Raw genomic sequence first — 11,825 nt, 5'->3', positions numbered from 1 at the left:
CCTCGGCGAGACTGGTCGCGGTATTCAGGCGATAGAAGCCCACAAACGAGCGATCGGGCTGGTCGTACGCCAGACGCAGCGCAAGACGCCAGCCGTTCCCTTCTCGCTTCCCTTCGGGACGACGGATCGGCGCGAGGCCAGTCGGATTCGAGCCTGCCGTGGCCACCAGCTCATCGATCAATACACCATGGCCCGTCGAGTCGATCGGTAGCGCGATCTGCTCAGGCTCGGCGGAGCCAGCAACCTGGATCATCTCGACCCGCCTGCGGATCGGCTCCCAAGCGCCATCCGGTCGCAGGACCGCACTGCCGTCGTCGTTGAGACGCTCGACGAAGAGGTCTTGGGTATCAGCAACCGCAGCGGTGATGCCCCAGGCGAGATCAGCGTTGTGCCCAATCAGTATCCAGGGCACCCCTGGGATGGCACCCCCGGCGACCTGGTACCCTGGTGCTTGCATCTCGAGCTCATACCAGGTGCTAGGCATCACCGCCGGCAGGTGCGGGTCGTTCGCAAGCAAGGCCTTGCCGTCAGCGGTGCGGGAGCCGGTGACGGCCCACGCATTGCTGAGTCCCTGTGACGCGGAGGGTTGTGTGAACAATGCCTCGCTAGCCGCCAAGGCTGAGTGCCGATCGATCCGCTGAGCCGGAGTGGCCGCCGATCGAGCGATCGGACGAGCCGTAGGGTCGGCCGTTGGATTGGCTGCAGCTCCGTTGCCAAGCAGGTCGCCCGAACCGTCTCCGGACCTGTTCTCAGAGTTGGGTCCAGAATGGCTCGCCGGGCCGGTCGCTGAGGCGCGCGGGCCGATCCCTAGCTCAAGCCGATAGTCTGGGAGATCCTCTGCATTCGCTGGCGCAGGCCGGCCTTGATCGGTCGGAAACAGCTCCAGCGCGCGCTCAGTGCCCAGCCGCTGCGACAGCCGCAGGAAGACCAGCTCCTCACGCAGGTTCACCGAGTTGAGCCAGGCCATGTAGGCACCGACCAGCAGACTGTCCTGCGGGTGCCAGGGACTCGCCTCCAATCCCAGCAACTGATACTCGAGTGGCAAGCGGCGCTCGTCGATCGCCAGGCGGATGTAGGCATTGACGCCATCGGCGTAGCGCCGCAGGAGCTGCTGCCACTCGGACTCGAGGGCCGCAAAGGACGACCGCGCAGTCCTTAGCAGCCCGATCGTTCGGTAGAAACGGTCGCTCACCAGCGCACCCGGGCCGAACAGCTCGGCCAGGCGGCCACCGGCAAGCCGACGCAGCAGGTCCATCTGCCAGAGACGCTCTCGTGCGACGACAAAGCCTTGCGCGAAGAGCATGTCTCCCAGTGCCTCTGCTTGGATCGTCGGAACCGCATGGGGACCGTAACGGACCGTCACCGGCTGCTCGAGCCCCGGCAGCACCAGAGCCCCATCGTAGCTCGGATGCGGGCGCTGCAGCCACCAGACGAGCAGCCCAGCGAGGACCAGCGCCAGGATGGTCAGACCAAGCAGGATGGAGCGCAACAATTGGCGCAAGCGAGGACGCATCCAAATGCTCGCTCAGCGGCACCGGCCTAAGGCCGATGCCCGCGCACCGGCCCATGGGCAGAACATCCGATTACTTGCGTAACGCCTTGACCTCTTTCGCCGTGACCGGCGGCGCATCATTGCCCCAGTTGGCACGGATATAGCTTGCCACCGTCGCGATCTGCTGATCGGTCAGCACCGAGCCGAACGAGGGCATCACCACATGCGGAGAGAAGGCCTCCGAGGGATCAGCCGGAGCACCGAGCAGCAGCGTCTTGAGCACATCGTTCGGTCGCTCCTCATTGACGACTGGGTTACCGCGCAGCGCCGGGAAGTAGGGCTTCAGCCCCTGGCCATGGTCCTGATGGCAGGCGCTGCAGTTCTTCGCATAGATCTCACGGCCTTTCTCGTAGGCCTCTTCGGTCAACACCTCCGGCACCTTCGGCCGATGCGTCGGCTCGGTCTTTGGCGGCAGATCCTTCAGATAGACCGCCATTGCGCGCAGATCCGAGGTCGCCAGCTTCGAGAGGCTATCGTGCACCACCTCGGCCATCGGTCCTAGAGCAGCCGTCGCTGGGGCGCCACTGGGGTCTTGCTCCTCGCTCGCATCCAGCTTCGCGGGCGCCATCCCAGTCTGCAGGAAGGTCGCAAGCTCATCAACCGTCCACCGACCGAGGCCTTCATCCAAGTCAGAGGTCAGATTCGGCGCATACCACCCATCGACGATCGCACCCGTCATCGCCTTTGAGGGCTCGGTGGCACCGGCCATGTTGCGTGGTGTATGGCAAGAGCCGCAGTGGCCCAAGCCCTCGACCAGATAGGCACCCCGATTCCATTCATCGCTACGATTAGGGTCAGGCTCAAAACGACCCTTATCAAGATAGACCGTCTGCCAGCCGAACATCAGGTCGCGCACCGAGAAGGGCCAACGCAGATCGGTCTCGGGTGGCTGGTAGTTGGAGGGCTCGAGTGACATCAGATAGTCCTTGATCGCGAGCAGATCGTCGTCCTTGACCTTGGTGTAAGAGGGATAGGGCAGCGCCGGGTAGTAGGGCAGCCCGCTCGGCGAGATACCATCCTGCAAGGCATGCAAAAAATCCTTGTCACTGAATGAGCCGATGCCGTAGCCCTTCGACGGCGTGATATTCGGGGTGTAGATGGTCCCAAACGGTGTCTCGATCGGCAGACCGCCCTCGAACGGCTTGCCGTCCGGACGGGTATGACAGGCCATGCAATCGCCTGCCGTCGCCATATACTTGCCATAGACCAAGCGACCCTCGGGCAGATCGTTGGCACTCGATGCGTCGGTAGCCGACGAGCTATCGGCTGAGCTAGCTGGCGCATTGGCGGCCGGCTCATCGCCAGCCGCGGCGAGTGAGCTGGCGCAGACTAAGGTCGCCGTCAAGGTCATTAAGCAAAAACGCATAGCCGATCTCTCCTGCTGTGGGGTGATTTGACGTTGCTAAGGGTTTGGACAGCCTTCGAGCACCCGATCTCCACCAGACCGGAAACCCGTAAACCGCTCAGAAGGCGAGGGTTCCGTGCGAGCGCGCCGCGTGATTGAACACATCCCGATAGGCGCTGTAGATCGACAGCACGACGAGCGCGGCGAACACCAGCATGAGGGGGATCATCAGCAGCATCAAGGCAACCATCAGCGCCTCAGAAACAGCAGCTAGCAGCGCGCTGACGATGCCCAAGATGAGACTAGCGCCAACCAGGATGAACATCAGTGCTAAGCCGTAGACGACAAAGGGCAGCATGTTGCGCCAGCAGGCGCGAAAGCTCATCCGCATGGCCTCAACCGCGCCCATCCCCTCGAGCGCTACCAAGGCCGGCGCAAACCAATACAGCATCAGCAGTGGCACCATCGCGAGCATCAAGACCAGCAAGACCAAACCAATCCCAGGCCCCAGTACGTCGGCGACCACCTCTGGATCATTCGAGCTCAGTGCCTCCATGGAGCCAGCCGACAAGACACCAGTCGCCATCAAGACCAGTCCAGCAACCACGAACACCAAGAACAGGCCGACCAGATAGAGCAGGCCGATCAGCGCCAGCTGCCCGCCGTGGGATGAAAAGCCCTCAAAGCCAGCCGACACCCGCAGCCGCCCCTGACGCTCTTGGGATTGGGCACCGAGCATCAGCCCACCGGCGAACACGGGGCCCAGGATCATGGTTGCCAAGGACCCGACCACGGGTACCAAGCTCAGTACAAAGGTCACGAGATAGACCAAGGCGACGGCCGCCAGCCAGACCCCAGGCTGGGCCTTGAATTGCTGCCAGGCCCGGGCAATCCACTGCCAGCCATGACCTGCTGGATGCTTCACCGGGGCAAGCCGCTGCCGACTGGGATCTTCGGCCGCTGTATCGGTCGGCTGCGACGGCTCGACGCGTTGCTCAGCTTGATCGGACCTAAGGTGGCCACTCACACCCGTGCCAGCCTCCCGCTCAGAATGATCTTCGGGTGCGGCCTCAGGTGCCGAGGATCTGGGCTCTGCTTCCCCAGCGGCGAGCCCGCTCTGGGCCTCCATGGGCTCGATCCGCGACTGCAGGCCGATCTCTTCCAGCACCTCCTGGTACCGCCGCGCATTATCGGCATCGACATCGGTCTTCAGCACCCTCGACTGCCCATCGAAGATCAGCGAGCGGGCCTGCTCCTCGCTGACCTTGAACACCGTGGCAAAATCGCGCACTGCCTGCTCGGCATTGGCTGTCGGCGCCAGGGCTCCGGTAAAGACGACCTTAAAGGACTGCGCCATCAATGCCTCCTCAGGCGGTGAGTCGCTTCTTCATCCAGCTCAATAGGCCTGGCTCGGCCTCCCAAACGTCACGCATGGCTTCACGATAGAGCCAAGCCTGATCGTCCCCGCCGGGGGTGAAACCGGCATCGTCCAGCACTGGACGTTTGATGCGCTTACGCAACAGGAAGCGCGGGATGCGCGGCAACCGATCAACCGCGCTGCTCAACGCTTGCGCCGCGTGCTCTTGATGACCCAATCGATACAGCGCCAACACCTCGCCGTAGGCTAGATCGGCTAGCAGATCGTTCGGGAAGCGGCGCGCAAGCTCTAACGCCTGCTGATCGGATCGAGCGCGCAGATAATGGTTCATCAGCTCGGCCCGCGCGCCATGATTGTCTTGCGGGTTCAAGGCCAGAAGCTGCTCGATCGCCGCCGCGGCAGCCGCCTCGCGTCCCGCCTCGGCCTCGTGCAGATAGGTCCGAAACAACAGCCGCAGCGCCGGCCGATTACGCTCCGCATTCCAGGGCAAGCAGCTGACGCCGGTCGCCGCGATGGTGGCCTCGATGATCGCAAGCGCGCGCTTATAGAGCGGGCCAAGCAGTGTATGCGAGACCCAGGGGAGACTACTCTCGGGATGCTCGTAGAGTGCAGTTGCGAGGTCATCGAGCACGTCTAGGCTATTGGCCGCGTCTGGCTGCGCGCTGAGCAGACGCATCCAGCCATCGCCCTCCCAGACGGCACCGTCATCGAGCGCTGAGAGCTGAGTCGCATAGGGCTTCGAAGCAGGAAAGACGCGACGCCATTCGCGCTCGACCGCGCGCAGCGCGGGGCTTGGCAAGAGCGCGCCGACCGCGCCAGAGGCGGTCTTCGCACAGCCTCGCGGGAGCAGCTCGGCAGGAAACAGCGGCAACTGAAGGCCGGCCCCGACCTCAACGGGATCATCGAGCGATTCGACCTGATAGGGCAGCACCGGCAGCGCAGAGAGCGATCTGACCCAGTGACAGAGCTCGAGCAGCAGTGGGTCCATCGCCGCGGCATGGCTCGAGACCAGCGCCTCTTGGGGATCGATCATCGCCTGCTCGAGGAAGCCGAGAAAACCGGCGTCCGCGTCACCATTGCGACGCAGCCGATGACGCCAGAACTGGGCGCGCGAGCGCGCTCGCACATCGTCGTGGCGTGCCGCAAGCAGGGTGATCTCAAGCAGTGCCGTCGATGGATTGTCAGGGGCGTGGCGCAATGCCTGCTCGAAGGCCTCGTCGGCATAGTCGAGCTCGCCTTCATCCATGAACATCATGGTAAAGCGCTGCCAGGCGGCGGCCTTGAGCTCGCGACTGCCCTCATCGGTCACACGCAACAGGAAGGCCTGCTTCTTCTTCCAGTGATCGAGCGCATCGAGGGCATCACACAGGATATCCAGGGCCGGTTCGTAGCGACCATCAAGCGCTCGGAGATCGCCCTTGAAGAGTGGCTCGAGCAGGGCCGCCGCGCGCCCGGGGCGATCGTGCTCGAGCCAACGCTCAGCCACCTTAGCCAGTAGGCCATCGGGCACGGCTTGGCGGCGCAGCGCGTCTTGAATCGCCTCTTCGGATAGCTGGTCGATCAGCAGGTCCCAGATCAGGTCCGGCGGCAGCTCCGGCAACGGACCCAGCGGCTCGCAACAGTCTCCATAACTGAGGCCAGAGCCACAAAAACAGGGCTCATCAGTAGCGGGAAGCGACAGTGTGCGCGGACGCCAGCCATTATCGGCGCGCGGCGTGGCATTCCAGATCGCGACACCAAGCATGGTGGCGAGACGCTCTGCCTCCCCCTCGAAGAGATCCGATTCTACGCCTAGCTCAACCGGTATATGAGACCGCGACCAGGCGATATAGCGATCGAGGTCGCCATCATCCGCGATCTGTCGCACCGCTTCGCGCAGCAACTGTTCCATACGCTGCGGGTCAGTCGTCTCGCTTTGCATCAGGGCGCCCTCCGGCTCAAGTGGTGCCAACTCGGTCCCCTCGTGGCATTGTACCCTGACCGACGCGGCGCGTCTCGAGACGCAATCAACCCCTAAGACAGTGCTGCTGCATCTGTCCGGCCTATTGAACCGAGCACATGACCGACAAGTCCGTCAGAATCTTCGTCTCTTCGCCCGCTGACGTCGATCACGAGCGCGCCGCGGTCAAGGATATCGTCGATCAGCTCGCGAGCGAGTATCTCCCCTACTTCGAGCTGCGCGCGATCCTCTGGGAGGAAGAGGCACTCACGGCGGATCGCACCTTTCAGGCGGGACTGACGCAGCCGGAAGATTGCGACATCGTGCTGGTCATCCTCTGGACGCGGCTCGGCTCGCCTCTGCCACAAGAGCCCTATCGAGGGATGACCGGAACCGAATGGGAGTTCGTCAACGCGGTCGATGCCTCGGCCCAAACCGGAATCCCCGAGGTGCTGGTCTATAAGAAGACCACACCGAAGCTGGTCGACATTACCGACGCCGCCCTAGCGCGCGAGGCGGTTGACGACCGACGCCGGCTCGAGGACTTCTTTCGCAAACATTTCTTCTTCGAAGACAACAGCTTCCGCCGTGCCTTCCGCACCTTCGATAACGCCACCGCATTCCGCGAGCTGGTCTCCACTCAGCTGCGCAAGCTGCTGAATCGCCGCATCAGCGCCGAGCGTCGCGCCACCAGCGGTGATCTGCGCTGGCAAGGTAGCCCCTTTCGCCCTGACCGCCCCTTCGAGATCAGCGACGCGCGGATCTTCAGCGGCCGCGAGCAGGAGGTACGCGCGCTCTTGCAGCGCCTCGAGGAGCTGACAGCAGAGGCAGAAAACCTGCTCCTGGTCACCGGTCCCAGCGGCAGCGGCAAGACCTCATTGCTCCGCGCCGGCGTGCTGCCGCGATTGACGCGACCGTTCCAATTCGACGAGATCGCCGCCGTGCGTGATTGCCTGGTCGACCCGCGCGCCGCGGAGGCAGGCCCAACCGCCGCCATCGCCGCAGCGCTCTGCGCCCAGCCGGCGCTGGCCGAGTCCCTCGCAGGCTTTGGGCTGGGCACCACCGAGCTGCACCGCCTACTCAGCAGCGACCCCGCCTTAGCCGCGCAGCAGATCAGCAGTGCGCTGAGAGCCAGCTCACCGGAGATGACCACTAGCGGTGGCACCCGTCTGCTTCTGTTGCTCGATCCACTCGATGCCGTGCTCGAGCAGGCCGATCAAGAACAGCTGCAGACCTTTGCCTCTGCGCTGTATGCGTTGGCTCAAGCCACGACCATCTGGATCATTGCCGTTCTGCGCAGCGACGCGCTGCCGGCCCTCGAGCGTCTGCCCGCGCTACAGCCCCTGATCCAGCGTCAGGGCTGGACCGAGATCGGGCCGCTATCGGCGGCGCGCATTCGTCAGGTGGTCGAGATCCCAGCCCGCATCGCCGGTATCGATCTGGACGCTGACGAGCTCGGCGAGCGCGAGCTGGTCGAGCATCTCGAGGCCGACGCCAATCGCTTGCGCCACTGGGCGCCACTGATCCAACCGGTGCTGGACGTCGCCTATCAGCGGGCCATGCAGCGTCAAGTCACAACTCAAGGAGAGTCCTTACGTCTCTCGAGCGCCGACTACCTAGCGGCCGGAGGGATTCATGGCCAGGTACTCGATCGGGCTGCGGCCGTCTGGGCGCAGCTCGATGCAGAGGCACGCTCAGCTCTGCCCAGGCTCTGCCGCGCGCTAATCAGCATCGAGGGCGGCGCCACGGGTCGCGCCACCAACCGATATGGCAGCCTGGATCTGTTGCGACGAGATCCGGCCTGCGCACGGCTGCTGCAACATCTAATCGAAACACGGCTGATCATGACCGAAGGGCTGCGCGACCCGACCCTCAGTATTCGCTGCGAGCCACCGGATTACCGGCTAAGCTCCGAGCTCGCTAGCCTCTGGCGCCAGACCCGAGGCGAGTGGCGGCAGCGCTGGCGGCGACTGCGCCGGCACCAGCCTAGCCCGCCGTTAGACGCCGAGGCAGCGAGCGAGCAATCTCTCCAGCAAGCCGCCGCCGGCGACGGCACAGGCAGCCAGCCGAACGACAGGATTAGCGAGACCGCCACCGCGGCGCCTAGCGACGCCACAAGCGAAACAAACGGCGACAGCGGGCGGCTCGACTGGCGCCAATATCGGGCAGTGGTCAGCTTTAGTCATCCCGCGCTGCTCACGCATTGGGCGCCAGTGCGCAACTGGCTCGCCGTGCCGACCAATCGCCAGCTGCTCGCACGACGCTTTCAGCTCGACCGACAGGCACAGCTCTGGAAGCGCACCAACTGCAACAGCGAGTACCTGCTACGGGATGCCGGCTCGGCCGAGGCCGAAGCCCTCCTCGAGACCTACGCCGATGAGCTGGAGCCATTGGAGCTTGAGCTCATCGACCAGTCCAAGGCCTATCTGGCCTTCATGCGCCGACGCAGCCGCTTGGTGCGGGCAGTCGGGGCCGTGCTCGCCGCGCTGATGCTGGTCTCGGCGATCTCGGCCGGGCTCGCCTATCGCGCCTATGCCGAGGCCCAGGCAAACCTGAGCCGTAGCAAGCTCAACGAGGCGAACCTCTCGATCACCCGCGGCAATACGCCAGAGGCCGTCGACCTGGCACTGAGTGCCGGTGCTGAGCTGCCACAGCGGGCCGTGCAGACCCTGGGCGTTGCCTTCAGCAGCAACCGAATGATCGCCATGGCCGCGGCCCCGAGTCCGTTGCCGGATCAACCTCGCATTCCAGCCTTCAACGACCAGGGCTCGCAGCTCGCGACCTTTCTACCCAACGGAGCAGCGGTTCTGCTCGAGCTTCGCCATGGTCGCCTTCAACGCAGGGAGCTGCTCGCTGATCCGGAGCTTGGGCTGCATACACTGGTATTCGGGCCTGATACCCAGGCCTATGGGATCGGGCAGGCTGGCGTCTGGGGCCTTCCCGCCAGCGCCGGGGCCGAGCCGGATTATGCCTGCGGAGCGCCAGCAGGACTGAGCTTCGCCCTAGATGGGCCTCGACAACAGCTGGCATTCAGCCGCGGCAACGACGCCGGGCAACAGGAAATCTGCGTGCTGGACCTGACGCAGCCAGGCCGAGTGATCCTGGAGAAGCGGCTTGAAGACGGTCAGATACGCAGCCTGAGCTTTTCGCCTGATGGCGCATCCCTGCTGACCGCAGGCAGCATCGGTCGCACCCGTCTCATTGACCTCGGTACCGGCGCCGTCAAGCGCTCACTCCCCGCCGAGGGTCCTCTCGGACGCCCCTTCGACCGGGCGGTCTTCGATGCCAACGGCGAGCGCATCGCCATCGCCGCAGCTGATGAGCGGATTCGCATCTACCGCATCAGCGGCGAGCCCATCGCCGAGCTCTCTTCTGCGCGCGTCGGTCAGCGGACGTTCAGTATGCATCGCAGTGCGGTGCGCGATGTCGCCTTCGACAAGTCCGGAGCCTTTCTGGTCGCGGCCGATGATGAAGGGCAGATCGTGCGCTGGACCCTGATGGACGAGGTCGCTGGCGAGCCGAGCTCGGCGGAGGTCTTCGATCAGGCGGTGGTCTTGAATAGCCATCGACTGAGCGCGGAAACCCTGCGCATCGTTGATCCGCCGGCCTCGGCCCAGATCAACGAGAGTCTGGTCTTGAGCGCGTCCTTAGACGGCACGGCCAAGCTGACCGGCTTGCAAACCGGAAAGTCGATTGCCGTGCTTGGCCATGATGCAGCGATCAGCGCGGCTGGATTCCATGCCCAGGGTCAGCGCGTCGCGACCTTCTCAGCCCGCGACGCAACGGTCCGTCTCTGGAGCGTAACCCCAGTCTCGCAGCTCGCCTACCGGCTGCAACACCCCGATCACGTCTGGTATGTCGAGACGGCAACCGCTCCGCCCGCGATCGCTCAGGGCATCGACACCTTGCTGCTCGCCACTGCCGGCTTCGATGGTGGCGTGCGGGTCTGGCGCTACGGTCGCGATGACTCAAGCAGCGGACCCGAGCCTTGGGCTGAGTTTCTCGACGAGCCCCCGATGCGACCGGCACGCCAGGTGCGCTTCTCGCCCTCCGGACGTCGGCTGACCTCGGCGCACAATGACGGTACCGCCCGGATCGCCGACCTGATCAAGAAGCGTATCGACTGCCGGTTGCAGGTCACCGAATCCAAGCTTGGCGAGGTCTATAATGCCCTGTTCAGCCCCGACGCCAGCTGGGTGCTGACCACCTCCAACGACCGCACCAAGCCGGTGCGCGCCTTTTCCACCGACACCTGCGAGCCATTGCAGACTGACAAGGCACTGCAACATGGTGGCGTCCCGATCGACGCCGCGGCGCTGCAGCAAATCGCCACGCAGACGCTGATTGCAACCGGTGACGCAGCCGGTGTGCTGCGCCTCGCCCAGCGCTCGCAAGCCGGTCAGTGGCGGCATCTCTGCGAGACCCATACGGGCATCGGTGCGATCGGCGACATCGCCCTGAGTCCAGATGGAAGCCAGGTCGCCATCGCTGGCGAGGCCGACCGATCAGCAGTTCTCAACCTCGATCTCTCGACGCTTCAGTCCACAGACGAGGATGCAAAGCCCGATCCCGGCTGCGGCCCGATCCGCTATCTGGCCGGCCATAGCGGTCGGGTCTATAGCATCGCCTTCGCCCCCGATGGCAAGCAGATCGTGACCGCATCGCTCGACAAGACCGCACGGCTCTGGGGCGCGCGCGGGGATGCGATCGCGATCCTGGCAGGTCATCAGGATCGCATCTACCGCGCCGAATTCAGTCCAGATGGCGATTGGATACTGACCGGCTCCCGCGACGGCAGTATCCGCATCTGGAAACGTCCGAAGGCGATCAGCGACCAGGTCCAGACGCTACCGACCTTCCTGCCCTTGGAGGCTGATGCCGGCGGGGTCGCCAATGCGGTGTTTAGCCCCGACGGGCATTATGTCGCCGGGGCCTACTGGGAGAACGTCGCTATTCTCTGGCGCCTCTGGGCCGAAGACGGCCAGGCCATCGTCAGCGACCGCGCGGACTGGGGCCCCGACCGATCCGATCTCGCACTGGTGCAGGAGGCCTATCGCTTCCGGCGCGACAACAAGGTCGCCGAGCCGCCCTCCAGCGACCTGGAGACCATCGACTGATGCGCGATAAGTGGATTGGGCTGATCCTGGCCATCGCGCTGCTCGGCGTCATTGCCAGCCAGGTGCATTTACGCGACACCGACATCGCCGTCTATGCCGCAGCCGCCGAGCGCGTCTTTGGCGAGGGCCAGGACCCTTACCCGCGCCGCCCTGGCGACGTGCTGCCCTTCACCTATCCGCCCACGGCGCTGCCGTTGCTCTATCCGATCACAGGGCTGAGCCTGGAGCAGTTAGCCGGCGTGATGTTTGTGCTCAACCTGCTACTGACGGTCGCGGTGATGCGGGTCATCGTCGGCGATCTGTCGCGCGATGACGCAAGCGGCGCGCTGCGCCTCTGGGGGCCACTCTATATCGCCGTTTTCGGCGGACTCTATCTGAACCTGCAGTTCGGTCAGATCAATCTCGTGCTCTTACTACTGATCTGGGGCTACTGGCGCAACCTGCGCCGTGGTCGCGAGGGCCCTGGCTCAGGCGCGCTGCTGGCAGTCGGCTGT

Annotated in this window: 6 protein-coding genes; 2 read left to right on the top strand and 4 right to left on the bottom strand. The window is 64.5% G+C overall.

The genetic code is table 11. The features are described from left to right. The 4 genes from ACY693_RS07615 to ACY693_RS07600 form a co-directional block, all read right to left on the bottom strand. Nucleotides 1-1,513: penicillin acylase family protein (locus tag ACY693_RS07615; RefSeq protein ID WP_462321232.1), on the bottom strand; the 1,513-nt coding region annotated here is incomplete at its 3' end. A 70-nt stretch (nucleotides 1,514-1,583) separates the two neighbouring features. Beyond that, nucleotides 1,584-2,918, bottom strand: a complete 1,335-nt coding sequence (locus ACY693_RS07610) for a c-type cytochrome (protein WP_462321231.1) — start codon at nucleotides 2,916-2,918, stop codon at nucleotides 1,584-1,586. A gap of 97 nt (nucleotides 2,919-3,015) precedes the next feature. After that, entirely contained in the window at nucleotides 3,016-4,254 is a 1,239-nt protein-coding gene (locus ACY693_RS07605; protein WP_462321230.1) for a BPSS1780 family membrane protein, read from the bottom strand. Nucleotides 4,255-4,264: 10 nt separating this feature from the next. Continuing rightward, nucleotides 4,265-6,196 carry an SEC-C domain-containing protein gene (locus ACY693_RS07600; RefSeq protein WP_462321229.1) on the bottom strand — a complete coding sequence of 644 codons (1,932 nt, stop codon included), beginning with the start codon at nucleotides 6,194-6,196 and terminating at the stop codon, nucleotides 4,265-4,267. 137 nt (nucleotides 6,197-6,333) lie between these two features. Between ACY693_RS07600 and ACY693_RS07595 the strand changes: the two genes are divergently transcribed. Both ACY693_RS07595 and ACY693_RS07590 read left to right on the top strand, forming a co-directional pair. Continuing rightward, nucleotides 6,334-11,331 carry an nSTAND1 domain-containing NTPase gene (locus ACY693_RS07595; RefSeq protein WP_462321228.1) on the top strand — a complete coding sequence of 1,666 codons (4,998 nt, stop codon included), beginning with the start codon at nucleotides 6,334-6,336 and terminating at the stop codon, nucleotides 11,329-11,331. Further along, the coding region (locus tag ACY693_RS07590) for a glycosyltransferase family 87 protein (protein ID WP_462321227.1) at nucleotides 11,331-11,825 on the top strand (495 nt) is incomplete at its 3' end. The genes ACY693_RS07595 and ACY693_RS07590, both read left to right, overlap by 1 nt.

This window comes from Halochromatium sp., from assembly GCF_054919635.1.
This window is presented reverse-complemented; position numbering and strand designations above follow the sequence as displayed.

Excerpts from the sequence above, each read along its gene's own strand:
- ACY693_RS07595 (WP_462321228.1), top strand. The coding sequence starts at position 6,334 with ATGACCGACAAGTCCGTCAGAATCTTCGTCTCTTCGCCCGCTGACGTC.
- ACY693_RS07605 (WP_462321230.1), bottom strand. The coding sequence starts at position 4,254 with ATGGCGCAGTCCTTTAAGGTCGTCTTTACCGGAGCCCTGGCGCCGACA.
- ACY693_RS07600 (WP_462321229.1), bottom strand. The coding sequence starts at position 6,196 with ATGCAAAGCGAGACGACTGACCCGCAGCGTATGGAACAGTTGCTGCGC.
- ACY693_RS07610 (WP_462321231.1), bottom strand. The coding sequence starts at position 2,918 with ATGCGTTTTTGCTTAATGACCTTGACGGCGACCTTAGTCTGCGCCAGC.